This is a genomic window from Pseudomonas sp. ACN5, assembly GCF_002303975.1.
Lineage (GTDB): Bacteria > Pseudomonadota > Gammaproteobacteria > Pseudomonadales > Pseudomonadaceae > Aquipseudomonas > Aquipseudomonas laurylsulfatiphila.
This window is the reverse complement of record NZ_MRCP01000007.1, coordinates 24,643-48,788: the sequence shown is the minus strand read 5'-3', so window position 1 is coordinate 48,788 and position 24,146 is coordinate 24,643. Positions and strand designations below refer to the sequence as shown.

The following is a 24,146-nucleotide window of genomic DNA, read 5'->3' as shown; positions in this document are numbered from 1 at the left end:
GGTGCAATTACCCGAGCGAGCGCAAGGCAGCTCATAGCGTCAGGTAACTGATAAGTCGGCTCAACAGGCCAAGACCAATGGTCACTGCCAATACCAGTACAAGGAGCATCCACGGCCGGAAAGGCCGGCGCTCGACTTGGTGCTGGGACAACTGCAGGTACTCTTCGACATGCTTTTGGTCGTCGGGGTTCAGGCGGCTGGTCATATCGGGCCTCGTCAAAGGTAGACGTTGCTGAATGTGTGGAAGCTACAGTGTTTTTACCCAGGGTTGAACGCAGCATAGCCGCTGTCTGGAACGGGTTCGACGCTGACGATATCGTCCAGGCGAATGATTCCACTTTTTAACACCCGGGCAGTGATTCCGCCATGTCCGCGCACGGCCTGAAAGGTGCCGATGCCCAGGTTGCTTTCAAGGCGCGCGCAGGGTTGGCACCAGCCAGTGGTTTCGAACGTTGCCTGGCCAATCCGGAAGCGGCGGCCCTTGAGGCTGAACAGGTTGATGCCACTGATAACGAGATTGCGCCGCAGATCTTCAGGCCGGACCGGATGATCCTGTGCACGCCCCATCAGCGAACTGATCACCGCCAGGTGCTCCCACTGAATCAGCGTGACCTGCCGCGCATTGCGCACGCCGGGGCGGGCGTGGTCGCCGGTCAGGCCGGCCTCCAGGCGCGCTTCCACGGCATCGAGCTCAAGCATTGTCGAACGTGATTGCGGGCGCACGCCGATCCAGCGTACACGACCTTGTTGTGGCACCTCGGCGATCAGCTCCTGCAGCGGGCTCACAGGCTGATCCCGACGTCAAAGACAATGCTGCGCCCCAGGTTGCTGCGCAAGAAGTCCGGTGCATCCGGGTGGGCGAACAGCACGCGGGCGAATGTCGGCCCGACCAGGGACAGCGAACGCCAGCCCTGGCGCAGGTACTCGGTCGGCGGCGGGAAATGGCTGTTGAGGTCCAGCACTTCGCGTTTGAGGCTGGCGAAGGCAATGATGTCCAGTTCACCCAGATCCATGCCGCGCTCTTTGTAGTTGTGTGCTTTTTTGCGCAAGGTCGGCGCCAATCGCAACAAGAACTCGTTGGCGGGGATGCGTCGTGGCTTGGCCTCGCGGCGTACCAGTTGACTCAGGGAAAACGCGCTGCGTCGGCGCTGCAGTTCGTCGCGCCATTCATCGTTGAGGCGCCGGCCTTCGTCGAGCACGAAGAACACCTCGAAACTGGCATCGCGAAACAACACGTCCGGCGGCTCCCCGGCGGGGGCGAATTCATCGGCGCGATAGGGAATGTTCAAACCTTGCAACAGGCGCTGGCACACCCAACGCTCCCGCTCCCATTTGCGGGCATTGGACAGAAACGCGTTGGCTTGCTCGGCCGCGATGGTCAGCAGGCGTAAATAATCTGAGTCATCCATAGGCCCAAGCTTAGCGTTCAAATGTGATCGCAAAGAAGACAATTTGTCGGAGAGGCTCATAAGCCTTCCGTTCCCATGCCCGTTTCAGGGCCCTGCACAAAACGGATAGTGATCTGCGCGCACTGGCTATTGCCACGTGGCGGGCGGCTCTACCCTCGGCTGTACGGACGTAAGCCGTGTTACCGCCGCTCTAAAAAACAACAACAAGAGATAGATGCCATGCGCAAGATCGACGTACATGAGGTTATCGACAACGCTCGTTTCAACCGCTTTCACTGGATGGTGCTGTTCTGGTGTGCCCTGATCATCATCTTCGACGGTTACGATCTGGTGATCTACGGCGTGGTCTTGCCGATGCTGATGAAAGAGTGGGGGCTCAGTCCTCTGCAAGCCGGTGCACTGGGCAGCTATGCACTGTTCGGCATGATGTTCGGCGCGCTGTTCTTCGGTCCGCTGTCGGACAGGATCGGCCGCAAAAAAGCCATCACGATCTGCGTGATGCTCTTCAGTGGCTTCACCGTGCTCAATGGTTTCGCCCGCAACCCCACCGAGTTCGGCCTCTGTCGCTTCATTGCCGGGCTCGGAATTGGCGGCGTGATGCCTAACGTCGTCGCACTGATGAACGAGTACGCGCCGAAAAAAATCCGCAGCACGCTGGTCGCGATCATGTTCAGCGGTTACTCGGTGGGCGGCATGCTGTCTGCCGGGTTGGGCATTGTGCTGATCCCGAGTTTCGGCTGGCAGTCGGTGTTTTACGTGGCGGTCCTGCCGTTGCTGTTGTTGCCGCTGATCATGTATTTCCTGCCCGAATCGGTGGGCTTCATGTTGCGTCAGGGGCGTCATGAAGAGGCGCGCAATATTCTTCAGCGCATTGATCCGGCCTACGTCGCGCAAACCTCCGATCAACTGCACATGGCCGAGGTAAAAGGCACGGGCACCCCGGTGTTGCAGCTGTTCCGTGAAGGCCGGGCGCTGCGCACGCTGATGCTGTGGCTGGCGTTTTTCTGCTGCCTGTTGATGGTGTACGCGCTGAGTTCCTGGCTGCCGAAACTGATGGCCAACGCCGGTTACAGCCTGGGTTCGAGCCTGTCGTTCCTGCTGGTGTTGAATTTCGGGGCGATCTTCGGTGCGGTCGGTGGCGGGGTGCTGGGCGACAAACTCAATCTGCCGCGGGTGCTGGCGGTGTTTTTCGCCATGGCGGCGGTGTCGATAACCCTGTTGGGCTTCAACAGCCCGATGCCGGTGTTGTACCTGCTGATCGCCATTGCGGGTGCCACCACCATTGGCTCGCAGATTCTCTTGTATGCCTGCGCCGCGCAATTTTATTCCATGACGATTCGTTCTACCGGTCTGGGCTGGGCGTCGGGCATTGGGCGCAACGGGGCCATCGTCGGTCCGCTGCTGGGCGGCGCCTTGCTCGGGATCAGCCTGCCCCTGCAACTGAACTTCATGGCGTTTGCCGTGCCCGGTGCGGTGGCGGCCCTGGCCATGACCGTGTTCGCCATCAGCAGCCGACGCAGCGCTGCAGGTCTGAACCCTGCATTGTCAGCGACCGGTGCCTGAATCATGAAAGCGTTTTTCCAGGACTTCTCGTTGTCAGCCGCTGTGGCTGGATTCATTGCCACGGTGATTTCCTATGCCGGTCCATTGGTGATCATCTTTCAGGCGGCAGAAGCGGCACATCTTTCGCGGGAAATGCTGTCGTCCTGGATCTGGGCGATCTCCATTGGCAGTGCCGTGCTCGGTATCGGTTTGAGCCTGCGCTACCGCGTTCCGGTGATCATCGCCTGGTCGGCACCGGGCTCGGCGTTGCTGGTGACGCTGTTGCCGGACATCTCCATGGCAGAGGCGGTGGGGGCTTATCTGGTCAGCAGTCTGGTCATTTTCCTGGTTGGCATCTCGGGGGCTTTCGACCGGATCATCAGCAAACTGCCCGCTGCCATTGCGGCGGCGATGCTGGCGGGGATCCTGTTCAGTTTCGGCACCGGGTTGTTCGTGTCGATGCAGCACAAGCCGGTGCTGGTCCTGGCGATGTTTGCCTGCTACCTGATCTGCAAGCGAGTGATGCCGCGTTATGCGGTGATGATGGTGCTGCTGGTGGGCTGCTCGATTGCCGCGTTCACCGGTGATTTGCATCGTGAAGCGCTGGTGATCGGCCTGGCCACGCCGGTGTGGATCACGCCCGAGTTCAGCCTGGGCGCGATCCTGAACATCGCCTTGCCGCTGGTGATGGTGGCGCTGACCGGTCAGTTCGTGCCCGGCATGGCGGTGCTGCGCGCCAGCGGTTATCCGACGCCGGCGAGCCCGATCATCGCCAGCAGCGCGCTGGGCACGGCACTGCTGGCGCCCTTTGGTTGCCATGGGCTGAACCTGGCGGCGATCACTGCGGCGATCTGCACCGGTCGCGAAGCCCACGAAGATCCTCGCAAACGCTACGTGGCCGGGGTCGTCGGCGGCCTGTGCTACCTGCTGTTGGGAATCTTCGGCGCCACGCTGGTCTCGCTGTTTTCAGCGTTCCCCAAAGAGTTGATCGCGGCGCTGGCCGGGCTGGCCCTGTTCGCCGCCATTGCTGGCGCGTTGACGGGCGCGATGGCGGTGCCGAGCGATCGTGAAGCCGCGCTGGTGACCTTTCTGGTCACGGCTTCGGGCATGTCGTTGTTCGGTTTGTCCGCGGCATTCTGGGGGCTGATTTTCGGCATGGTCACCCATGTGCTGTTGAGCGTCCGTCGCCCCGTTCCCCGTCGCCAATCCACTGCAACTGAAGTCCTACAACCAGTCGATCAATAACAATAAGAGAAAAACGATGAAACAGATTCTCCCAACAACCGGTTCGGCGTTGTCCCTGGCTGTCGTCTCGAGTTTTTCCACGGGCGCGATGGCGGCGCAAACCGGCTTTGTCGAAGACACCACCGCGACGTTGCAGGCGCGCAATTACTACTTCAGCCGCGACTATTCCGACATCGTCGGCGCCAACCAGCAATCGAAGGCGCAAGAGTGGGCCCAGGGTTTCATCCTCAACGTGAAGTCCGGATACACCCAGGGCACCGTCGGGTTTGGGGTGGACGTCATTGGCTTGCTCGGCCTCAAGCTCGACAGCGCTCCGGACCGGACCAATACCGGTTTGCTGCCGGTGCAGGACGACGGCCGCGCGGCGGACAACTACAGCCGCCTGGAAGGCGCGTTGAAGATGCGCTACTCCAAAACCGAGCTGAAAGTCGGTGAGTTGCAACCCAATCTGCCGGTGTTGGCATTCAGCGATATCCGCCTGCTGCCACCGAGTTATCAGGGCGCAAGCATCACCTCCAGCGAGATCAATGGCTTGACGGTGCAGGGTGGTCACTTGAGTTCAACCAGCCTGCGCAACGAGGCTGGCGACGAAAAGATGCAAGCGATGCTGGGTCACGTGCCGCAGCGCCAGGTCAGCAGTGACGGTTTCAATTTTGCCGGCGCTGATTATGCCTTCAACGACAAGCGCAGCTCGGTCAGCGCCTGGTACGGACAACTGGAAGATATCTACAACCAGCGTTTTCTGGGTTTAAAGCACAGTGAACCGGTGGGTGACTGGACCCTCGGCGCCAACCTCGGTTACTACGATTCGCGCGAGGACGGCAAAAAACTGCTGGGCAACATCGACAACCAGGCGTTCTTCTCGTTGCTGTCGGCCAAGCGTGGCGGTCATACGTTTTACGTCGGCTATCAGGGCATGTTCGGCGACAGCGCGTTTCCACGGGTGTTTGCCAACATCTCGCCGCTGGGCAACGAAGTGCCGACCTACGAGTTCGCCTCCACCGATGAACGTTCCTGGCAGGCGCGCTACGACTATGACTTCGCGGCGCTCGGCGTACCGGGGCTGACCAGTACCGTGCGCTACATCAGCGGCAATAACGTCGATACCGGCAAGGGCTATGAAGGCAAGGATCGCGAGCGTGACCTGGACATCGGCTATGTGTTGCAGAGCGGCAGCCTCAAAGGTCTTGGCATCCGAGTGCGCAACGCGATGGCGCGTTCAAACTACCGCAGTGATATCGACGAGAACCGCTTGATCCTCAGCTATACATGGACCTTGCGGTGAGCCCATTGATCACAGGTTGCTGGTGCAATCACCCATGACGTTATAGGTCACGCGGTGGGTCTGGCCCTGATGATCGACATACTCCATGGTCGCCGGTACAACCCCGCACGCGGTCGCAGTGTCGGACACAGAAACCACCTTGGCGATGTCCAGTGGCTGCGCCGGGTTGTACAGGACTGCGAGCGGCTCGTTGTCAGCGGCCATGGCCGAGCTGGCGATGACGGTCAGCAACAGGCTGATCAACGTTTTCATGTTGGCGTGCTCCGTGTTGTTGGTGATGTTTGAATTTTAGTCTTTGCCACCCACGGATAAAGGGGCGAAAGGTGGATGCAGCCTTACATAAACCGTAACAGTCATCGCCCGAGGGGGGCTTATGGATGTGCTTAACAACTTGCGCGTGTTCATCCGGGTGGTGGATTGCGCCAGTTTCACCGGGGCTGCCGATGCGCTGGATCTGTCGACCGCGCAGGTATCCCGATTGGTGGCGGATCTGGAGGAACATGTACAGGCGCGCCTGCTGCAACGCACCACGCGGCGCTTGAGCCTGACCGACGCCGGCGAGCGCTTCCTGCTGCGCAGCCGGCAAATCGTCGAGGCCATGGATGAGGCGACAGCCGAGGCCCGTGGCGCTCATATCAATCCGGCCGGACGCTTGCGGGTGCACAGCATGAACGGCCTGGGTGTGCTGCTCACGCCGTTGATCGCCCGCTACAGCGAGCTGTATCCCGATGTGGTGTTCGAGCTGACCTTGTCGCAGCTCAATCCCGATCCGCTGGAGGAGGGGCACGATGTGGTGATTTCGATAGCTCCCGAACTGGCCGACTCGCAAAGGGTTGCGCAGGCCGTCGGGCAGATCTACAGCGTGCCCTGTGCCTCCCCGGCTTACTTGCAACGCCGGGGTGTGCCGCGGCAGCCGCAGGCGTTGAACGATCATCAATGCCTGCGCATGCTCGACCCGTTGTACGGCGATCAATGGCTTTTCCAGGACGAGCACGGCGAGCACGCCGTCAGTCCGGCCAAGACCTTTCAGTGCAATGTTGCCGAGTCGATGGTCAAGGCTTCGGAGGCGGGCATGGGCGTCAGCCTGCTGCCGTTCTACACCGCGACGCGGCCCTTGAGTGATGGCACTTTGCTGCGCCTGTTACCTGCATGGCGCCTGCGCGAACGCAATGTGTATGCGCTGTATCCTTCGCGTCATTTTCTCGATGCCAAGGTCCGTACCTGGGTGGACTTTCTCAAGTCTGAGCTGCCGAAGCTGTTCGCCGAACATGACGTGGTGGTGAACGATCCGCGGCATTGGGCTTGAAGTCGAAGGGCAGGTGAGCGGCGGTGTAGACTGAGGGGCCGTTATTCTTCGCCCGGGAGGCGCGCGTAGCCATGATCGGTGCAGAGTTGCTGTCATCGCAAACCCTTGCGGCCGGCTGGCTGATCTATGTGCCGGTGTTGATCTGGGCGATCTGGCGCGCGCCGTGGGTTGAACTGTTTACCGACAGCCGTCGTCAGCATCTGCTGTTTGGAACGGTGTTTGCGCTGTTTCTGTTGTGGCTGGTGCGGCGCGACTTTGATACCGGCGTGTCGTACCACTTCATCGGCATGACAGCGGTGACGCTACTGCTGGACTGGCCGCTGGCGCTGGTTGGCGGGTTGGTTGCACAAACGGGGCTGGTGCTGCTCGGCCGACAGGACCTGGCGGCGGTCGGGGTCAATGGTGCGCTGTTGATTGCGCTGCCGGTGCTGGTCACCGAGTGCTGCGCGATCCTGGTGGAGCGGGCGCAGCCACGAAATCCCTTCGTGTATATCTTCGTCTCCGGATTCTTTGCCGCCGCGCTGTCGGCATTGCTGTGTCTGCTGCTGGCGCTTTGGTTGTTATGGTTCGACGAGCGTTTTGCCATGCCGTACTGGCTGGAAGATTTTGTCGGATATCTATGGCTGATCATTTTTCCCGAAGCGTTTATCAACGGCATGATCGTCAGTGCGCTGGTCGTGTTTTGTCCGGAGTGGCTTGAGACGTTCAACCGCACCCGCTACCTCTCGGCCCCCTGGAAGGACGACGATCCCAAGCCCTGAAATCGTCGACCCGGTGGTTCAGTGGCGCGGGTCGAAGTCACCGCTGAACATCTCGTCCTCGGCATCGGGGGCCACTGGAATCTTGTGTTCTTCGGACGCCCAGGCGCCCAGGTCGATCAGTTTGCAGCGATCGGAGCAGAATGGCCGGAATTTGCTTTCGGCGGTCCATTCCACGGGGGCGCCACAGGTTGGGCATTCGACGGTTGTTGGTTGGCTCATGACTGGCCTCCACGCAAAGTAAGATAAAAGTGATGCAGGCGTTCGACCTCGCTGTGCAGCCAGGCCAGGTCGCGGTCGTTGACCACGACGTCGTCGGCATGACTCACGCGATCCTGGCGGCTGGATTGGGCCTTGAGAATCGCCTGGACCTGCTGCTCGCTGGTCTGGTCACGTTGCAGGGTGCGTTCAATCTGCAATTGTTCCGGGGCATCGATCACCAGCACCCGTTGGGTCATGGCGTACTGGCCGGACTCGATCAGCAGCGGCGATACCAGAATCGCATAAGGTGATTTTGCCAGCGCCAGGTGATGAGCGATTTCCTCGCCGATCAGTGGATGCAGGAGGGCCTCCAGCCAGCGGCGCTCTTCAGGCACTTCGAAGATCAATTTGCGTAGCGCAGCGCGGTCCAGTTGTCCGTCGGCCTGCAACACACCGGGGCCGAAGTGTTCGGCGATTTGTGCCAGTGCCGGGCGGCCGGGTTCAACGACCCAGCGAGCGGCATGATCGGCGTCGACCACATGCACGCCCAGATCGATGAAGTGTTGGGCGGCCGCGCTTTTTCCGCTGCCGATGCCGCCGGTCAGGCCGAGAATCCAGGGTTTTTCCACAGGGGTATTCATTTCAAACCGACAGACTGCCAATAGAAGTCGGTTATTTGACCACCCCAGAGCAACGCAATCCAGCCGGCAATGGCCAGATAGGGACCGAAAGGGATCGGCGTCGAGGTTTTTGCATGGCGCCAGCGCAGCAGCACCAGCCCGATAATGGCACCCACCAGCGAGGACAGCAGGATGGTCAGGGGCAAAATCTGCCAGCCACCCCAGGCGCCCAGCATCGCCAGCAGCTTGAAATCACCGTAGCCCATGCCGTCCTTGCCCGTGACCAGCTTGAACAGCCAGAACACCGACCACAGCAGGCCGTAGCCGGCGACCGCCCCCCAAAGCGCCTCGTGCAACGACACGAACAGGCCGAAACTGTTGACGATCAACCCCAGCCATATCAACGGCAGCACCAGTACGTCCGGCAATATCTGATGTTCGGCGTCGATCAGGCTCATCGCCAGCAACCCCCAGCTCAGGATCAGCATCAGGCCGGCCGGCCAACCGAAGCCGAAGTGCCAGGCAACAAACGCTGACAACAGGCCGCAGGCCAATTCGGTCAACGGATAGCGCGGGCTGATCGCCGCCGCACAGGCTGAACAACGGCCGCGCAAAAACACATAACTGAGCAGCGGGATGTTTTCCCAGACGCGGATTCGGTGTTCGCAGTGCGGGCATTGGGAGTGGGGCAGCAACAGGTTGTAGGTCGGCAACGGCGTTTCGCCAGGCAGCCCGAGAATGTCATGGGCCTGCTCACGCCAGTCGCGTTCGAGCATTTTCGGCAGGCGCCAGATCACGACATTGAGGAAACTGCCGACCAGCAGGCCGGTGATGCCTGCGAGAAGGACAAAGGCCAGCGGAGAGTGAATCAGGATTTCATTCAAGGGCATGTCAGATCGCTGAGCCAAGTTGGAAGATGGGCAGGTACATGGCAACTACCAGTCCACCGACGATAACACCCAGCACCACCATGATGAACGGCTCTATCAGGCTGGTGAGGTTATCGACCATGTTATCGACGCTGTCTTCGTAGAACCCCGCGACTTTGTCGAGCATGGCGTCCAGGGTGCCTGACTCTTCGCCGATGGCCGTCATCTGTATCGCCATGTTCGGAAAGACGCCGCAGGTATGCATGGCGAAATTCAATTGCATGCCGGTCGAAACGTCTTGCCGGATGCGCAACACAGCGCGCTTGAACACGCTATTGCCGGTCGCGCCGGCCACTGATTGTAGGGCCTCCATCAGCGGCACGCCGGCAGCGAAAGTGGTCGACAGTGTGCGGGCGAACCGGGCCACGGCGGACTTGTGCATCAGGGTGCCCACCAGCGGCAGCTTCAGCAGCCAGGTGTCCATCCGGTCACGCAAGGCCGGGGACTTTCCGAGGATGTGGCGCACGCCGAAGGCCATCGTGAGCAGCGCGCCCAGGACCACCCACCACCAGGCCTGCATGAATTGCGACAGTCCAATGACCATCACGGTAAAGGCCGGCAGTTCGGCGCCGAAGCCTTTGAAGACCGACTCGAACTGCGGCACGACATTGACCAGCAGAATCCCGGTGACAATCGCCGCGACGAATACCACCACCAGCGGGTAGGTCATGGCTTTCCTGATCCTGGCCTTGAGGGATTCGCTTTTTTCCTTGTAGGTCGCGACCCGCTCCAGAAGGGTGTCGAGGGCACCGGCCTGTTCGCCGGCATCCACCAGGTTGCAATACAGTTCATCGAAATACCGGGGCTTCTTGCGCAGGGCGGCGGCAAAGCTGCTGCCTGCCGCAACTTCCTGTTTCAGTTCGTCCACCAGCGTGCGCATGGCCGGATTGTCGAAGCCCTCGCCGATGATGTCGAAGGACTGCAACAAAGGCACGCCGGCCTTCATCATCGTCGCCATTTGCCGGGTGAACAGGGCGATGTCCTGGGCCTTGATACGCTTGCCCATGCTGAAAACCGATGGGTTTTTTTTGCTAACCTTGCCCGGACTGATGCCTTGCTTGCGCAGTTTCGCCTTGATCAGCGCCGGGTTTTGAGCGCTGAGTTCGCCGGTCACTTTTGTGCCTTTGCGGTCGATGCCTTCCCATGCATACACGCTGATTTTCGCTGCCTTGACCGCCATGTTCAGTCCTGGGGATTCCGATTGAATTGCTCTTATAGCCTAGTCAAAGGATGAGGCCAAACCCGCCAGGGTGAGGTGACAAAAAACGTCAGATAGTGCTGGTCCTGGTAGGAGGAAAAGGCCTGACGGCTACCAGATCCCTTGCCAACAGGGGCTTCTGGCCTTGGCACAAGCTGTGCTGCCATGGGGCAGGTCATGAGCCTCCGACTCATGCATGGAGCTTGTACATGAACAATCAGAAAGGTTTTACCCTGATCGAATTGCTCGTCGTGGTGGCGATCATCGGGATCCTGGCAACACTGGGCCTGCCGATGTATTCCAAGTACCAGGCCCGGGCCAAGGTCACGGCGGCGCTGGCCGAGCTGACTGCGATGAAAGTGCCGTTCGAGGATGTGATCAATCAGGGGGAAACTCCGACAATTGCCAACGTGGCGCCCGCCGGTGCGGCATCGACCACCCATTGCGCCCTGTCTGTGACGGCTACAACGCCGGAGGGAGCGGGATCAATCGTTTGTACGTTGAACAATGCCCCGGGGGTGGTCCAAGGCAAAACTGTCACCCTGACACGGGACGAAGCCAAAGGCTGGTCGTGCAAGAGCAGTGTTTCCCCGGATTACTTGCCTAAAGGGTGTTCCGGTTCTGCGGCATGAGTTGCTCAATCAATTCCCCCGCTTTTGCGCAATGCTGTTCAGTCAAGCGAGAGTGATCCACTGTAGGAGCGAGCTTGCTCGCGATGGTCGTTAACGATGCCGCGTGTTTACTGACTAAACGCGGCGCTCTTGAGTCCATCGCGAGCAAGCTCGCTCCTACAGAATCCCTAACTGAACAGCATTACGCTTTTGCGGGGTTTTTCCTGTTTGTCGACCGGTCGTCAAAAGCCGCTCATAAAGCTCAGAAATTTCAGCATCTTAGGAACTTTTCATAAACCTGCAACTTGCATGCAGTGTTTGTGCATCTCGTGCATTTTGCATGATTCCGAAAATTAGCTGATTTTATAACTTGTTGATTTATAAGGTTTTATCCTTGGTTTCAAAGTTGGCACAGCGTTCGCAATATCCTTGGTAACCCTGCCGACAAGACACCCGGCAGACTTTCCGAAAAACAGGAGTTACTCGTATGAAGAAGTTCGCTATCACTGCCGCTGCTGCTACCGCGCTGACCCTGACCATGGCCAACGCCGCGTTTGCTCAAACCACCCAGGCAACCCAGTCGCCAATGGTGCTGGCTGCCGGTGAGATGACCGAAGCGAAAGAAGCTACTTCCGATACCTGGATCACCACCAAAGTCAAAGCTGACCTGATGACCGAAAAAGGCATCCCAGGTAGCGACATCAAGGTTGAAACCAACAAAGGTGTGGTATCGCTGTCGTCGACCACCGCCGTGACCGATTCGCAAAAGGAAATGGCTGTGGCCATCACCAAAAAAATCAAAGGCGTCAAGGCGGTCTCCGCTGACGGCCTGAAAGCCGAGTAAGGCAAGACTTCTCGCCTGGACCGGGAGACGGCGCGACAGACGAGCCGAGTCATACGTCTGTTGCAACCTGAGTGTTCATGCGAAGGGCCAAACGGATATTGGCCACCACAGGCCCCGCGCATTTTTGCCGGGGCCTGTTCTATGTGGTGCGCCGTAAACAATTGTGGGAGCGGGCTTGCTCGCGAAGGCTGACTGACATTCAACACATGCGTTGAATGAAAAACCGCTTTCGCGAGCAAGCCCGCTCCCACATTGAATCGTGGTTAATCAATTGCCACGTTTGCTGGTGATCTGCTTCAGCCGATTACCTTCGAACCGCAAGTATTGATACATGCCGCCATTCGGTCCGTAGGTCCATTCCTCGACCTGAAACTCCTCGCGCCGGTCTGCACTGCGCTTGTAACCCAGCAGGTCGCGACTCACCGGTTCACCGCATTTCTGCACCACCTCACTCGATCGATCACCGACGCTGATCAATTGGCTGCCGCAGCGCAGGGTATCGGCCGCCCAGGCCTGGCTGGCGGATAGCGCCAGGACCAGGCTTGCCAGCCGCCGCATCATCACTCGGCATCCAGATGCATCGGTGTCACCACGCGGCCGTCACTTTCCGCTTCGCCCAGATTGGCGTCGATGAAGTACACCCGCTGATCTTCCAGTTTGGCCTTGTCGACCAGGTAATCCTTGATGCTGCTGGCGCGCTCCTGGCCCAGTTGACGCAACAGTACGTCACTGGAGCTCCAGAACTTGATCACCTCGGCGCGCATTTTCGCGGTGCGCTCTTCCTTGCCCAGGTCCTTCCATTCGGCAGGGGGCTGGGTCTTCAGGCGGGTGCGGTAGATACCTTCGAGCAACGGACCTTTTTCCCCATCCGGCACCTCCAGCAACGAAGCCTGGGCCGGGACCTTGTCACCGCGGCGCTGGAGCATTTTGTAGTAGTTGTACTGGTATTCCCGTTCCAGGCGTTGTTCGGCAATCAGCGGGCCATCGCTGCTCTGGGCGGCAGTGCCTTCGATTTCCAGGCGCAGGGCCGGGCGTTCCTTGAGCGCCTTGGACAGTTTGTCCAGGGCGCCTTCGGCGTCCTTGCCCAATTCGCTGGAGCCTGCCGCGAATGAAACGCTGCCCAGGTCTTCCGAGCCGCCACCGTTGACCAGCCCGCCAATGAGTTTGAACGGCGCCGCTGCGGCTTTGACGATCAGGTTGCGCAGGGTCTGCCAGATAATCGGCATGACACTGAACTGAGGGTTGTTCAGATCGCCGGTGACCGGCAGCTCGATGGAGATCTTGCCGTCGACGTCCTTGAGCAAGGCAATGGCCAGTTTCAGCGGCAGGCTCACGGCATCCGGGCTGTCGACTTTTTCACCCAGTTGCAGTTGCTCGACCACCACTTTGTTTTCGGCTTTGAGCTGCCCCTTGGTGATCTGGTAATGCAGGTCGAGATTGAGCCGCCCTTTGCGGATACGGTAGCCGGCGAACTTGCCGGAGTAGGGGGTCAGCGTGGTCAGTTCCACGCGTTTGAAGCTGGTGGCGATGTCGAGGCTGGCCATCGGGTCGAACGGGTTGACCGAGCCCTTGATGGTCACCGGCGCGTAGCGGTCGACCTTGCCCTTGACGTCGACACTGGCCGGTTTCCGCTGGCGGCTGTCGATGGTGCCGATCTGCCCGTTGAGTTGCTGGACGGCGGTGGCGAAGTTCGGGGTCAGGCTGAAGTCGGCGAAGTTGGCCGAACCGTCATTGATGAAAATGCCGCCGATGTGGATGCCAAGAGGTTTTTCGTTGCTTGTCGGTTTGCTCGTTGCCGGTTTTGCCCCGGAGTCCGCCGGTTGCGCAATCAGCAGGTCGTCGATGTTGGTGGTGCGATCATCGTTGATCATGAAACGCGCATAGGGCTGGAACAGGTTGACCTTGTCGATCGACAGGCTGTCCCCATGCTGATAGTTCAGGCCTTCGACCACGACCTGTTGCCACTTGAGGAAGTCGCGGGTTTTCAGGGTGTCCAGGGTATGCAATTGATCGACCTGGGCGCGACCGGTGACGTTGAAGGCCAGGGGCTCGGTGCTTTTCAGGTTGACCGCCAGATCGCTGCCGAGCATGCCGCTGCGCAGTTCCAGGCGAATGAAGGGCGTGATGTAGGACTGGGCAACCCGCAGGTCGATGTCTCTGGTCTGGACCTTCAGCCTGGCGCTGACCGGGGCCAGATTGACCTCGCCGTCGGCCATGATCTTGCCTTGCTTGCCCACACCGGTATCGAGCTTGAGGGTAAAGGGCGAGCCGTTGAGGCTGTCGAAGTTTTGCAGGTCGAGGTTCAGCGGAGCCAGGTCCAGGGCGACGGCAGGCTGTGCCTTGCGGTCAGCCAGATGCACCTTGTAGTCGCGCAGTTGCACATCCTTGAGCAGCACCTGCCAGGGTTTGTCGGGTGCGCCCGGTTCGGGTTTCGGTGAGTCTGCCGCCGCCGGAGTGCTGGCCGGTTCGGCATCCGCCTTGGCTTTGGCGGTGGCTTTTGACGGTTGGCTGGCGAACAGTTTCTGCCAGTCGAGTTGGCCGTCCGGTTCCAGCGCGGCCCAGGTTTCCAGTTTGTGGCTGCGGATCTTGCCGACCACCACCTGCTGTTTGGCCAGGTCCACCGTGGTTTCGCTGACGTCCAGGCGCTCAAGCTTTACCAGCGGCCGGCCATCCGGCGCCTTGATCGCGAAGGGGGCGACAGTGACCGCTACATTGCTCAACAGCAGCTCGGTTTCCTTGGACAGACTGAGTTTGTAGTCGGTGCTGATGCTCATGACGCCGTTTTCGAGGTCCAGTGGCACGGCATCGCGCACATAGGGCCAAAAGGCTTTCATCTTGCCATCAGTGATTTTCAGCTTACCTTCGGAGGCGATCGGGATCAGGCTGAAATTACCCGTCCAGTCGATCTGTCCGCCATTGGGGCCGACGGCCACCAGGGTCATGTCGGCACTGTCATCGGGCAGGGTGCTGAGGTTCTTCAGCTCGAAATCGAGGGTGTCGTAGAGAAACTCGATAGGCTCGCTGGGCCGGGCGTCTACAAAGTGCAGGGCGCCGCCGGCCAGCTTGATGCGCTCGATGCGCAGCGGAAACGGCTTGGCGTTCGGGTCTGCGGGCGTGGGTTCGCTTGCTGGCAGTTTGAACAGCCCGAGCAGATTGAGTTTGCCGTCCTTGCCGAACAGGATTTCGGTCTTGGGCTTGTCCAGTTCGACATCGGACAGGTGCACCGCCTTGGTCCACAGGCTGTCGAGTTGCAGATCGGCGTACAAACGTTCGAAAGCGACCTGCTCCTTGCCGGGCTCGCCGATGTTCAAGCCCCAGAGGGTCAGTTCAAGGCTGAACGGATTGAACTCGATCCGCTGGATCGTGGCGGGGGTGGTGGCGTAGTTGGCCAGTTGCTGGTTGGCAATGCGCAACGCCACACCCGGTAAAATCAGAAAACCCAGCAAGCTGTAGAGAGCCAGAGCAGTCAACAAGGCGCCGATGGCGCGAATCAATCCTTTGTACATGTGCGGCTTCATCTGTCTGAATCGGAGTGCCTTGGAGTATGGCACGCGTTTCCGGTTCCGAAGTGATTGAACTGTCGAGGAAGTTTCAGATTTCTCCCACCGCTGTCAGAGCTGCAGAATCAGGGTTTTCAGCGGTGGTTGCTGATCCATCGACGGGAAATCGGCGCCTGGTTTCATCACGCTCCATTCACGCACCGGCCGCCCGGCCTTCTCCGCACAACGCAAAACCTGCTCGCGCCAGTCGTCCATGCTGACTTTCGCCAGGTTGTTGCAGCAGATCAGCACGCCGTTTTCGGCGGTGGTCAACAAGGCCGGCTTGAGCAGGCTCTGATAGTCGCGCAGCAGGTCGACGGTGCCGAATGCGCTCTTGGCCCAGGCCGGAGGGTCCAGCAGCACCAGATCGTACTGGCGCTGTTCCAGGCGTTGATAGCTCGGCAGTTTTTGCCCGCGGCGCTGGCTGATCGGCAGGCCGGCCAGTTGGCGAATGGCCGGAAAGTAGTCGGACTGGATAAATTCCATGGGCGGCAACTGCGGGTTGAGTTGGCCGTTCTCGCGACCGACCGCCAGGTTGCCCTCGGCGAAGTCCAGGTTGCACACCTCGCGCGCACCGCCGGCGGCGGCACTGAGGCCGACGCCACAGGTGTAGGCGAACAGGTTCAGTACGCTTTTGTTCTTGCTGTGATCCTTGACCCAGCCGCGGGTGTTGCGCAGGTCGAGGAACAGCAGCGGGTCTTGTCCGGCATGGCGGCCACGCACCCGATAGTTCAGGCCCCATTCGTGGCCGACCAGGTCCTGCAGGGCGGCTTCGTCGGCGCGGTAGACGATGTCTTCGCGATCGATGCGCGAGTTGCCGCGGGAGCGGTCGTTGTAGACCAGCAGGGTTTCAAAGCCCAGGTATTGGTTGATCGCTTCGTGCAGTTGCAGCAGCGCCTCGCGCTCCAGCGGCTGGTGGAAGCTCTGTACCAGCAATTGCGGGCCGTAGCGGTCGATGGTCAGGCCACCGGCACCTTCCTGGCTGCCGTGGAACAGGCGATAGCAGTCGGTGCCCTGCTGGTGCAGTTCGGCGAGCAGGTCCTGGCGTTGATCGAGGGCGGCGCGCAGCGCCTGATTCAAGGAAGACATGCTGGGCGCCTTGCAGGAGAGAATTGGGCGCGGGAGTTTAACAGTTACTGAGCTTCAAGCTTCAAGCTTCAAGCTTTGAGCTTGCGGCTCTGAGCATCAGGTCAGTAAACCCATCCTTCGTTTAGCCCGATGCACCGATCCATTACGCACCGCCCAGCGCAGCATTGGCGCGCTGCGGTTGACGCTGGCGCGGATCAGTTTGCGTTGCAGCGGGTTCTGGCTGACGCCGAGCATGTCACTGGCCCAATCCGGCAGCAGATCGATCCCCGCCTGCATCATGAGCCCCCCGAACGGCTTGGCCAAACGACTGGGAGAGGGCGCGCTCAACAACAGGCGCAGCACCTCGCGGCTGCGCTCGTCGCACAGCAGTTGCGGGCGCATGCGCTCAAGGTAGTCGGCAATGGCCTGCCGCGAACGGGGCACATCCCGGGCACCGAGACGCTCGGCGACCAGGGCGATCTCTGCGTAATAGCGATCCTGATCGGCTGGGGACAGATGCGGGTTGCGATAGCGTAAATGCGCGGCGAGGAAGTTGCTGACCTCGGCGACGTGCACCCAGGTCAGCAGATCGGGATCGCTGGCGGCATAGGGGCGTCCATCCGGCGCCGTGCCGGTCACCTGCAAGTGAATGGTGCGAACCTTCTCGATCAACCAGTCGGCGTCTTGCCGCGAACCGAAGGTGGTGCCGGAGATGAACTGCCCGGTGCGGCGCAAGCGACCGAGCATGTCCTCACGAAAATTCGAATGGTCCCAGACCCCGGCCAATGCCAGCGGGTGCAGGGCCTGCAGCATCAGGGCGCTGATGCCACCGATCAGCATGCTGCTGAAATCGCCATGGACTTGCCAGCTCACCGAGTCCGGTCCGAACAGCCCGGGGTCGCCCTTGGGGTTTTCCAGGTCGAGCTTGCCAAGGGACAAACCGGTCAGGCTCATGATCTGGGTTTCGATGCGGGTGCGGATGAATTCCATGGCGACTCTGTAGGAGCGAGCTTGCTCGCGATGGTCGTTAACGGTAACGCGTTTTTCCTGAATACACGCGGCGCGCTTGAGTTCATCGCGAGCAAGCTCGCTCCTACAAAGGCACGTTATTGATTCAGGCGTTTGTCGATCAGGCCCTGCACCACGCTCGGGTCGGCCAGGGTCGAAGTATCGCCCAGGCTGTCCAGTTCATTGCAGGCGATCTTGCGCAGAATGCGCCGCATGATCTTGCCTGAGCGTGTTTTCGGCAAGGCTGGCGCCCACTGGATCAAGTCCGGTTTGGCGAAACTGCCGATTTCCTTGCCGACCAGGGCCAGCAATTCCTGCTTCAGTTCATCGCTGGTTTCGACGCCGTTCATGGGCGTCACGAAGACATAGATGCCCTGGCCCTTGATGTCGTGGGGGTAACCGACCGCAGCGGCCTCGGCGATGCATTCGTGCAGCACCAGGGCGCTTTCCACTTCGGCGGTGCCGATACGGTGGCCGGACACGTTGATTACATCGTCGATGCGCCCGGTGATCCAGTAGTCGCCATCTTCATCGCGCCGCGCGCCATCGCCGGTGAAGTAGTAACCGGGATACGGCTTGAAATAGGTGTCGACCATGCGCTGCGGGTCGCCATAGACGCTACGGATCTGCGCCGGCCAGCTGGATTTTATGGCCAGTACGCCGCTGCCGGCGCCTTTGATTTCCTTGCCTTGCTCGTCGAGCAGCACCGGCTGCACGCCGAACATCGGTTGTGTGGCGCAACCGGGCTTGATTCGTTGGGCGCTGACCAAAGGGCTGAGCATGATGCCGCCGGTTTCGGTCTGCCACCAGGTATCGACGATCGGGCAACGCTCTTCGCCCACCTCATGGAAGTACCACTCCCACGCTTCCGGATTGATCGGTTCGCCGACCGTACCGAGTAGTCTGACGCTGGCGCGGGAGGTTTCCTTCAACGCGGCGGGCCCTTCGCGCATCAACGAGCGCAGGGCCGTCGGGGCGGTGTAGAAAATGTTCACCTTGTGCTTGTCGATCACCTGCCAGAAGCGCGAGGTCGTCGGGTAGCTCGGCACGCCCTCGAAGATCAGCGTGGTCGCGCCGTTGGCCAGCGGACCGTAGACGATGTAGCTGTGGCCAGTGACCCAGCCGACGTCGGCGGTGCACCAGAAAACTTCGCCATCGCGGTAATCGAGCACGTACTTGAAGGTCATCGCCGCTTGCAGCAGGTAGCCGCCGGTGGTGTGCAGCACGCCTTTGGGTTTACCGGTGCTACCGGAGGTGTAGAGGATGAACAGCGGGTCTTCGGCGTCCATCGGCTCGGGCGGGCAATCGGCGCTGGCTTCGCGCAGGGCCTGCTGGTACTTGATGTCCCGTCCTTCGACCCAATTCATCTGTACGTTTCTGCGCTCGACCACCAGCACGGTGCTCACGTTCGGGCAGCTTTGCAGCGCCTTGTCGACGTTCTGCTTGAGTGGCACGGGCCGGCCGCCGCGCACGCCTTCGTCGGCGGTGATCACGGTGCGACAGTCAGCGTCGAGAATGCGGTCGCGCAACGAGTCCGGGGAGAAACCGCCGAACACCACCGAGTGCACTGCGCCGATGCGGGTACAGGCAAGCATGGCGTAGGCTGCCTCGGGAATCATCGGCATGTAGATGCACACGCGGTCGCCTTTTTTCACGCCACGGCTTTTCAGCACGTTGGCCAGGCGGCAGACGTTTTCATGCAGTTGTTTGTAGGTGATCGATGTCGAGTCGGCAGGGTCGTCGCCTTCCCAGATGATGGCGACCTGATCGCCGCGTTTTTCCAGGTGCCGGTCGATGCAGTTGTAGCTGACATTCAATTGCGCACCGGCAAACCAGCTGGCCTCGCCGGTCTTCAGGTTGTAGCGCTGGACGGTTTCCCAGGGCGCGCTCCAGTCGAGAAAACGCGTGGCCTGTTCGGCCCAGAAGGTGCTGGGGTGTTCAATGGATTCGCGGTACAGGCGCTGATAGTCGTCTTGACTCAATTGTGCAGCCCGGCGGACGGCATCGGCTTTGGGGAACTTGCTGATATCGAACATGACGGTTCCTTATTCTTGTTTTGCGACAAAGATAAAGATGCGCCGAGAGGTCAATGGGTTCAAGCCCGCTCCCACACTGGATATTCGTTGCCCACAAAGTTTGTACTCAATACACACTTTGTGGGCAGGCTTCAAATCACCCGCGGTGACGACCGCGGAAGTAGTTGATCAGCCCTTGAGTCGAGGCGTCCTCGGCCGGGGTTTCTTCGCTGCCGACCAGGCGGTTGTAGACACCCTTGCCCAGCTCCTTGCCCAGCTCCACGCCCCACTGGTCGAAGGCATTGATGCCCCAGATCACGCTTTGCACGAAGACTTTGTGTTCGTACATCGCCACCAGTGCGCCGAGGCGACGCGGGCTGATGCGCTCGACCACCAGGGTGTTGCTCGGACGATTGCCCGGGATCACCTTGTGCGGCGCGAGTTTGTGTACGTCGGCTTCGCTCATGCCTTTGTCGCGCAGCTCGGTTTCGGCCTCGGCCAAGGTCTTGCCGAGCATCAGCGCCTGGCTTTGCGACAGACAGTTGGCGTACAGCCACTGGTGGTGGTCGGACACCGGGTTGAAGCTGACGATCGGCACGATGAAGTCCGCCGGAATCAGTTGGGTGCCCTGGTGCAGCAGCTGGTGGTAGGCGTGCTGACCGTTGCAGCCGACACCGCCCCAGATCACCGGCCCGGTGTCGGTGGACACGGGCTTGCCGTCCTGGCGCACGCTTTTGCCGTTGGATTCCATGTCCAGCTGTTGCAGGTGCTTGGTGATGTTACGCAGGTAGTGATCGTATGGCAGGATCGCGTGGCTTTGCGCGCCCCAGAAGTTGCCGTACCACACGCCGAGCAATGCCAGCAGCACCGGCATGTTCTGTTCGAACGGTGCGCTCTGGAAGTGCTGGTCCATGGTGTAGGCACCGGACAGCAGTTCCTTGAAGTTGGACATGCCGATGGCCAGGGCAATCGGCAAGCCGATGGCCGACCACAGCGAGTAGCGGCCACCGACCCAGTCCCACATCGGGAAGATGTTTTCTTCGCGGATACCGAAGGCTACGGCGGCGGCGTTGTTGCTCGATACCGCGATGAAATGGCGATACAGCTCGGCTTCCGAACCCCCCTGGGCCAGATACCAGGCACGGGCGGCCTGGGCGTTTTTCAGGGTTTCGAGGGTATTGAAGGATTTCGACGAAACGATGAACAACGTGGTTTCGGCACGCAGTTTCATGGTCAGTTCGTGGAACTCGCTGCCGTCGATGTTTGCCAGGTAATGGCAACGCACGCCTTTCTGGGCGTAGGACAGCAAGGCTTCGGACACCAGTTCCGGGCCGAGGAACGAGCCACCGATGCCGATGTTCACCACGTCGGTGATCGGCTTCTCGGTGTAGCCGCGCCACAGACCGTCATGGATACGACCCACGAGGTCGGTGATCTGGTTCAGCACCTTGTGCACTTCCGGCATCACGTTGACGCCGTTGACCGACAGCTTGTCGCCAACCGGGCGACGCAGGGCTGTGTGCAGGGCCGGACGGCCTTCAGAGGAGTTGACGATTTCGCCGTCGAACAGCGATTTGATCGCGCCCTTCAGGTCGACTTCGTTGGCCAGGCCCACCAGCAGATTACGGGTCTCGGCGTTGATCAGGTTTTTCGAGTAGTCGAGAAACAGGCCGCAACTGCTGAGGGTGAATTGAGTAAAACGCTGCGGATCGGCATTGAAGGCTTCGCGCATGCTGAAATCCTGCATGGCTTGGCGGTGGTCATTCAACGCTTGCCAGGCGGGCAGAGCGGTAACGTCGTGAGGAGTGCGGTAATACGCCATCGCTGCGGTTTTCCTTTTTACTTGAACGGCCTTTTGAACACTAAAAATCCCGGAGCGCAATGGATGGGCGTTCCGGTCAACTGCGTCGACACGATTTCATGGCGCAGGGCGAATACAGTAAACCCCGCGCAATGATCTGTCTTGACTTTGTCTGACCTGTTTCCGGTACTTTTTTAACATCGAAGTTAGGAATGGTCCGACAAACGGAAGAGACAGGGCTCGGATCAGGCGACCTGGACCGGAATGGCATTGCTGGTGTGGCTCAGTTCATTGCCTGGTGCCATGTAGAGCATGCGCGGCTTGAAGTTGAGCAGTTCGGCTTCGCTGTAATGAGCGTAAGCGCAGATGATCACGCGATCACCGACCTTGGCCTTGTGCGCCGCGGCGCCGTTGACCGAGATCATGCGCGAACCTTCTTCACCACGGATGGCGTAGGTGGTGAAGCGCTCGCCGTTGTCGACGTTGTAGATCTGGATCTGTTCGTACTCGCGGATGCCGGACAGGTCCAGCCATTCACCGTCGATGGCACAGGAGCCTTCGTAATCGAGTACAGCGTGGGTGACTTCGGCGCGATGCAGCTTGGCTTTGAGCATGATGGCGTGCATGAATGTTTCCCAGGTCGGCGGGCAAGTGGCCCGAAGGGTTTGTGGGCGTCAGTAAGGTCTGTATGTGCGCAGCAGAACCCCTGTGGGAGCGAGCCTGCTCGCGATAGCGGTGGATCAGGCAAAACTGTTGTGACTGAACATCCGCTTTCGCGAGCAAGCCCGCTCCCACAGGTTTTTTTTTGTTGTCTAGATTGGCGCGTCGAGGTTCAGATGCAGGTTGTCGATCAACCGCGTCGTACCGAGGAACGCCGCCACCAGAATCACCAGGTCACGATCCTGCGCCGTCGCCGGGCGCAGGGTCAGGGCATGGCGGATTTCCAGATAGTCAGGACGCAGGCCAGCCGTTTCGAGCTGTTTGACCTGCGTGTCGATCAGCGCCGGGTAATCGCGTTCGCCCTGCTTGATCGCCTCGCTGATCGCATTCAGCGTGCGGTAGACCACCGGTGCCACAGCGCGTTGCTCTTCGTTGAGGAAACCGTTGCGCGACGACAGCGCCAGGCCATCGGCCGCCCGTACGGTCGGCTCGCCGATGATCTGGATCGGCATGTTCAGGTCATGTACCAGCGCGCGAATCACCGCCAGTTGCTGGAAGTCCTTCTCGCCAAAGATTGCCAGGTCCGGCTGGACCATGTTGAACAGCTTGCTGACCACCGTCGCCACGCCTTCGAAGTGCCCTGGCCGGCTTGCGCCACACAGGCCTTCGGACAATTGCGGGACACTGACGCGGGTCTGGCCGGTCATGCCGTCGGGATACATCTCCTCGACGGTTGGCGCGAACAGCAGATGACAACCGGCCTGGAGCAGTTTTTCCTGGTCGGCGGCGAGGGTGCGCGGGTACTTGTCGAGGTCTTCGCCAGCACCGAATTGCAGCGGGTTGACGAAGACGCTCGCCACCACGAAGTCCGCCCGTTGGGAGGCCTTGGTCACCAGCGCAACGTGGCCGCTGTGCAGGTTGCCCATGGTCGGCACAAAGGCAATGCGTTTGCCTTCGCTACGGGCACGGGCTACAGCGGCCCGCAGTTCACGTACGGTTTTTACGGTGTTCATGCAGAGAATCCGTGTTCGATTCCAGGGAAAGTCGCCGCCTTGACTTCAGTCACGTAGGCATTCAATGCAGCTTCAATGCTGGTCTGGCCAGTCATGAAGTTCTTCACGAATTTTGGCACGCGGCCGGTAATGGACAGCCCCAGCATGTCGTGCAGAACCAGCACCTGGCCATCGGTGCGATTGCCGGCGCCAATCCCGATCACCGGAATCTTCACCGCTTGGGTGATTTCTTCTGCCAGCTCGCTCGGGACGCATTCGAGCAACAGCATGGCCGCGCCAGCCTGTTCCAGGGCGATCGCGTCGGCACGCATCTGCCGCGCCTGGTTTTCATTGCGACCCTGGACCTTGTAGCCGCCAAGGATGTTCACCGACTGCGGCGTCAGGCCCATGTGCGCGCACACAGGGATGCCGCGCTCGGCCAGCAGGCGGATCGAATCGGCCAGCCACAACGCTCCTTCGACCTTGACCATGTGCGCGCCGGCCTGCATCAACAGGGCGCTGTTGGTCATGGCTTGTTCGGTGGTGGCATAGGCCATGAATGGCAGGTCGGCGAGGATCAGGGCATCGCTGTTACCGCGTTTGACGGCAGCCACGTGGTAAGCCATTTCTGCGGTGGTGACAGGCAAGGTGCTGTCGTGGCCCTGCAAAACCATGCCGAGGGAGTCGCCCACCAGCAGCACTTCGACGCCGGCCTGGTTGCAGGCGTGGGCGAAGGTTGCGTCGTAGCAGGTCAGCATGGTGATTTTTTCACCTTTTTGCTTCAGACCTTGCAGGGTGGTCAGGGTGATGGCTGGCATGAAAAGTTCCTCATTCAGGCGCTGTGGAAACTACTGCGAGTAACGCGCGTGATTCTTCGTTGAATACAGGCGCACGCTCTTACGTCGTGCTTTTAAGGCCTGGATTGCGCCCTTGAACGCCGTGTAGGCGGCAGCGGGACGCCTATAGTCGTGAGGAGAACGAGGGAAGTCAATTGCGTGTGTTACCGCATTGTTACGGGTGGGGTGTTACCGGAGTAACTGATGCGATTCAGCAGCAGATCTTGTGCCCGACACAAAGCCAATGTGGGAGCGGGCTTGCTCGCGAAGGGGGTATCA

General features: G+C 60.2%; 24 protein-coding genes. 7 read left to right on the top strand and 17 right to left on the bottom strand.

The window, feature by feature from the left end:
- Positions 1 to 31 precede the first annotated feature (31 nt).
- From BSF40_RS14580 to BSF40_RS14570, 3 genes are read right to left on the bottom strand one after another with little or no spacing between them, the layout of a single operon-like run.
- Positions 32 to 205, bottom strand: a complete 174-nt coding sequence (locus tag BSF40_RS14580) for a DUF3094 domain-containing protein (RefSeq protein WP_007970531.1) — start codon at positions 203 to 205, stop codon at positions 32 to 34.
- A gap of 53 nt (positions 206 to 258) precedes the next feature.
- Entirely contained in the window at positions 259 to 786 is a 528-nt protein-coding gene (locus BSF40_RS14575; RefSeq protein WP_095965639.1) for an MOSC domain-containing protein, read from the bottom strand.
- The gene (locus tag BSF40_RS14570; RefSeq protein ID WP_007970534.1) at positions 783 to 1,409 is read right to left on the bottom strand and encodes a DUF1780 domain-containing protein; all 627 of its coding nucleotides are present in this window, start codon (positions 1,407 to 1,409) and stop codon (positions 783 to 785) included. The genes BSF40_RS14575 and BSF40_RS14570 overlap by 4 nt, the downstream gene beginning before the upstream one ends.
- Positions 1,410 to 1,628: 219 nt before the next feature.
- Between BSF40_RS14570 and BSF40_RS14565 the strand changes: the two genes are divergently transcribed.
- Genes BSF40_RS14565 through BSF40_RS14555 form a run of 3 tightly spaced genes read left to right on the top strand, consistent with a single transcriptional unit; the run spans position 1,629 to position 5,481 of the window.
- Positions 1,629 to 2,972, top strand: coding sequence for an aromatic acid/H+ symport family MFS transporter (locus tag BSF40_RS14565; protein ID WP_095965638.1), 1,344 nt, complete (start codon positions 1,629 to 1,631; stop codon positions 2,970 to 2,972).
- A gap of 3 nt (positions 2,973 to 2,975) precedes the next feature.
- The gene (locus BSF40_RS14560; protein WP_095965637.1) at positions 2,976 to 4,196 is read left to right on the top strand and encodes a benzoate/H(+) symporter BenE family transporter; all 1,221 of its coding nucleotides are present in this window, start codon (positions 2,976 to 2,978) and stop codon (positions 4,194 to 4,196) included.
- A 16-nt stretch (positions 4,197 to 4,212) separates the two neighbouring features.
- Complete coding sequence (locus tag BSF40_RS14555; protein WP_095965636.1) at positions 4,213 to 5,481, top strand: OprD family porin; 1,269 nt, start codon at positions 4,213 to 4,215, stop codon at positions 5,479 to 5,481.
- Positions 5,482 to 5,490: 9 nt separating this feature from the next.
- Here the strand turns inward: BSF40_RS14555 and BSF40_RS14550 are convergent, their stop codons facing one another.
- Positions 5,491 to 5,733, bottom strand: coding sequence for a DUF2790 domain-containing protein (locus BSF40_RS14550; RefSeq protein WP_095965635.1), 243 nt, complete (start codon positions 5,731 to 5,733; stop codon positions 5,491 to 5,493).
- A gap of 121 nt (positions 5,734 to 5,854) precedes the next feature.
- Here BSF40_RS14550 and BSF40_RS14545 point away from each other — a divergent pair, with 121 nt between their 5' ends.
- Positions 5,855 to 6,787, top strand: a complete 933-nt coding sequence (locus tag BSF40_RS14545; protein WP_095965634.1) for a LysR family transcriptional regulator — start codon at positions 5,855 to 5,857, stop codon at positions 6,785 to 6,787.
- A 71-nt stretch (positions 6,788 to 6,858) separates the two neighbouring features.
- A complete protein-coding gene (locus BSF40_RS14540; RefSeq protein WP_095965633.1) occupies positions 6,859 to 7,548 on the top strand; it encodes an energy-coupling factor ABC transporter permease in 690 nt (229 codons plus the stop codon).
- An 18-nt stretch (positions 7,549 to 7,566) separates the two neighbouring features.
- On the opposite strand, the gene yacG is transcribed toward BSF40_RS14540, so the two are convergent.
- The 4 genes from yacG to BSF40_RS14520 are packed head-to-tail and all read right to left on the bottom strand — an operon-like array spanning position 7,567 to position 10,475.
- Positions 7,567 to 7,767, bottom strand: coding sequence for a DNA gyrase inhibitor YacG (yacG, locus tag BSF40_RS14535; protein WP_007970539.1), 201 nt, complete (start codon positions 7,765 to 7,767; stop codon positions 7,567 to 7,569).
- Entirely contained in the window at positions 7,764 to 8,387 is a 624-nt protein-coding gene (gene coaE / locus BSF40_RS14530; protein WP_095965632.1) for a dephospho-CoA kinase, read from the bottom strand. Before coaE ends, yacG begins: the two co-directional genes overlap by 4 nt.
- The gene (locus tag BSF40_RS14525; RefSeq protein ID WP_095965631.1) at positions 8,384 to 9,256 is read right to left on the bottom strand and encodes an A24 family peptidase; all 873 of its coding nucleotides are present in this window, start codon (positions 9,254 to 9,256) and stop codon (positions 8,384 to 8,386) included. Before BSF40_RS14525 ends, coaE begins: the two co-directional genes overlap by 4 nt.
- A 1-nt stretch (position 9,257) precedes the next feature.
- Positions 9,258 to 10,475, bottom strand: a complete 1,218-nt coding sequence (locus BSF40_RS14520) for a type II secretion system F family protein (RefSeq protein WP_095965630.1) — start codon at positions 10,473 to 10,475, stop codon at positions 9,258 to 9,260.
- Between the two features lie 227 nt (positions 10,476 to 10,702).
- Between BSF40_RS14520 and BSF40_RS14515 the strand changes: the two genes are divergently transcribed.
- Both BSF40_RS14515 and BSF40_RS14505 read left to right on the top strand, forming a co-directional pair.
- Complete coding sequence (locus tag BSF40_RS14515) at positions 10,703 to 11,125, top strand: pilin (RefSeq protein WP_095965629.1); 423 nt, start codon at positions 10,703 to 10,705, stop codon at positions 11,123 to 11,125.
- A gap of 466 nt (positions 11,126 to 11,591) precedes the next feature.
- Entirely contained in the window at positions 11,592 to 11,948 is a 357-nt protein-coding gene (locus tag BSF40_RS14505; protein WP_056728649.1) for a BON domain-containing protein, read from the top strand.
- 267 nt (positions 11,949 to 12,215) lie between these two features.
- Here BSF40_RS14505 and BSF40_RS14500 read toward each other — a convergent pair whose 3' ends face one another.
- The 9 genes from BSF40_RS14500 to panB all read right to left on the bottom strand — a co-directional run bounded on the left by BSF40_RS14500 (position 12,216) and on the right by panB (position 23,849).
- Positions 12,216 to 12,509: a DUF2845 domain-containing protein gene (locus BSF40_RS14500; protein ID WP_007970547.1), complete on the bottom strand. Its 294-nt coding sequence runs from the start codon at positions 12,507 to 12,509 to the stop codon at positions 12,216 to 12,218.
- Positions 12,509 to 15,466: a DUF748 domain-containing protein gene (locus BSF40_RS14495; RefSeq protein ID WP_095965627.1), complete on the bottom strand. Its 2,958-nt coding sequence runs from the start codon at positions 15,464 to 15,466 to the stop codon at positions 12,509 to 12,511. Before BSF40_RS14495 ends, BSF40_RS14500 begins: the two co-directional genes overlap by 1 nt.
- A gap of 93 nt (positions 15,467 to 15,559) precedes the next feature.
- On the bottom strand, positions 15,560 to 16,576 hold the full coding sequence (locus BSF40_RS14490; protein WP_095965626.1) for a class I SAM-dependent rRNA methyltransferase: 1,017 nt from the start codon (positions 16,574 to 16,576) through the stop codon (positions 15,560 to 15,562).
- 96 nt (positions 16,577 to 16,672) lie between these two features.
- The gene (locus BSF40_RS14485; RefSeq protein WP_095965625.1) at positions 16,673 to 17,545 is read right to left on the bottom strand and encodes an oxygenase MpaB family protein; all 873 of its coding nucleotides are present in this window, start codon (positions 17,543 to 17,545) and stop codon (positions 16,673 to 16,675) included.
- Positions 17,546 to 17,661: 116 nt separating this feature from the next.
- Positions 17,662 to 19,599, bottom strand: a complete 1,938-nt coding sequence (gene acs, locus BSF40_RS14480) for an acetate--CoA ligase (protein WP_095965624.1) — start codon at positions 19,597 to 19,599, stop codon at positions 17,662 to 17,664.
- Between the two features lie 136 nt (positions 19,600 to 19,735).
- On the bottom strand, positions 19,736 to 21,400 hold the full coding sequence (gene pgi, locus BSF40_RS14475; protein WP_015096864.1) for a glucose-6-phosphate isomerase: 1,665 nt from the start codon (positions 21,398 to 21,400) through the stop codon (positions 19,736 to 19,738).
- A gap of 224 nt (positions 21,401 to 21,624) precedes the next feature.
- Positions 21,625 to 22,005 (bottom strand): aspartate 1-decarboxylase, encoded by a 381-nt coding sequence (gene panD, locus BSF40_RS14470; RefSeq protein ID WP_003228271.1) that lies wholly within the window; start codon positions 22,003 to 22,005, stop codon positions 21,625 to 21,627.
- A 186-nt stretch (positions 22,006 to 22,191) separates the two neighbouring features.
- The gene (panC, locus tag BSF40_RS14465) at positions 22,192 to 23,052 is read right to left on the bottom strand and encodes a pantoate--beta-alanine ligase (RefSeq protein ID WP_015096863.1); all 861 of its coding nucleotides are present in this window, start codon (positions 23,050 to 23,052) and stop codon (positions 22,192 to 22,194) included.
- Positions 23,049 to 23,849, bottom strand: a complete 801-nt coding sequence (gene panB / locus BSF40_RS14460) for a 3-methyl-2-oxobutanoate hydroxymethyltransferase (protein WP_095965623.1) — start codon at positions 23,847 to 23,849, stop codon at positions 23,049 to 23,051. The genes panC and panB overlap by 4 nt, the downstream gene beginning before the upstream one ends.
- Positions 23,850 to 24,146: the final 297 nt, after the last annotated feature.

What these genes read in the sequence shown, in the direction of transcription:
- BSF40_RS14580 (WP_007970531.1), bottom strand. Translation starts at nt 205, where the DNA reads ATGACCAGCCGCCTGAACCCCGACGACCAAAAGCATGTCGAAGAGTAC.
- BSF40_RS14570 (WP_007970534.1), bottom strand. Translation starts at nt 1,409, where the DNA reads ATGGATGACTCAGATTATTTACGCCTGCTGACCATCGCGGCCGAGCAA.
- BSF40_RS14565 (WP_095965638.1), top strand. Translation starts at nt 1,629, where the DNA reads ATGCGCAAGATCGACGTACATGAGGTTATCGACAACGCTCGTTTCAAC.
- BSF40_RS14560 (WP_095965637.1), top strand. Translation starts at nt 2,976, where the DNA reads ATGAAAGCGTTTTTCCAGGACTTCTCGTTGTCAGCCGCTGTGGCTGGA.
- BSF40_RS14555 (WP_095965636.1), top strand. Translation starts at nt 4,213, where the DNA reads ATGAAACAGATTCTCCCAACAACCGGTTCGGCGTTGTCCCTGGCTGTC.
- BSF40_RS14550 (WP_095965635.1), bottom strand. Translation starts at nt 5,733, where the DNA reads ATGAAAACGTTGATCAGCCTGTTGCTGACCGTCATCGCCAGCTCGGCC.
- BSF40_RS14545 (WP_095965634.1), top strand. Translation starts at nt 5,855, where the DNA reads ATGGATGTGCTTAACAACTTGCGCGTGTTCATCCGGGTGGTGGATTGC.
- BSF40_RS14540 (WP_095965633.1), top strand. Translation starts at nt 6,859, where the DNA reads ATGATCGGTGCAGAGTTGCTGTCATCGCAAACCCTTGCGGCCGGCTGG.
- yacG (WP_007970539.1), bottom strand. Translation starts at nt 7,767, where the DNA reads ATGAGCCAACCAACAACCGTCGAATGCCCAACCTGTGGCGCCCCCGTG.
- coaE (WP_095965632.1), bottom strand. Translation starts at nt 8,387, where the DNA reads ATGAATACCCCTGTGGAAAAACCCTGGATTCTCGGCCTGACCGGCGGC.
- BSF40_RS14525 (WP_095965631.1), bottom strand. Translation starts at nt 9,256, where the DNA reads ATGCCCTTGAATGAAATCCTGATTCACTCTCCGCTGGCCTTTGTCCTT.
- BSF40_RS14520 (WP_095965630.1), bottom strand. Translation starts at nt 10,475, where the DNA reads ATGGCGGTCAAGGCAGCGAAAATCAGCGTGTATGCATGGGAAGGCATC.
- BSF40_RS14515 (WP_095965629.1), top strand. Translation starts at nt 10,703, where the DNA reads ATGAACAATCAGAAAGGTTTTACCCTGATCGAATTGCTCGTCGTGGTG.
- BSF40_RS14505 (WP_056728649.1), top strand. Translation starts at nt 11,592, where the DNA reads ATGAAGAAGTTCGCTATCACTGCCGCTGCTGCTACCGCGCTGACCCTG.
- BSF40_RS14500 (WP_007970547.1), bottom strand. Translation starts at nt 12,509, where the DNA reads ATGATGCGGCGGCTGGCAAGCCTGGTCCTGGCGCTATCCGCCAGCCAG.
- BSF40_RS14495 (WP_095965627.1), bottom strand. Translation starts at nt 15,466, where the DNA reads ATGAAGCCGCACATGTACAAAGGATTGATTCGCGCCATCGGCGCCTTG.
- BSF40_RS14490 (WP_095965626.1), bottom strand. Translation starts at nt 16,576, where the DNA reads ATGTCTTCCTTGAATCAGGCGCTGCGCGCCGCCCTCGATCAACGCCAG.
- BSF40_RS14485 (WP_095965625.1), bottom strand. Translation starts at nt 17,545, where the DNA reads ATGGAATTCATCCGCACCCGCATCGAAACCCAGATCATGAGCCTGACC.
- acs (WP_095965624.1), bottom strand. Translation starts at nt 19,599, where the DNA reads ATGTTCGATATCAGCAAGTTCCCCAAAGCCGATGCCGTCCGCCGGGCT.
- pgi (WP_015096864.1), bottom strand. Translation starts at nt 21,400, where the DNA reads ATGGCGTATTACCGCACTCCTCACGACGTTACCGCTCTGCCCGCCTGG.
- panD (WP_003228271.1), bottom strand. Translation starts at nt 22,005, where the DNA reads ATGCACGCCATCATGCTCAAAGCCAAGCTGCATCGCGCCGAAGTCACC.
- panC (WP_015096863.1), bottom strand. Translation starts at nt 23,052, where the DNA reads ATGAACACCGTAAAAACCGTACGTGAACTGCGGGCCGCTGTAGCCCGT.
- panB (WP_095965623.1), bottom strand. Translation starts at nt 23,849, where the DNA reads ATGCCAGCCATCACCCTGACCACCCTGCAAGGTCTGAAGCAAAAAGGT.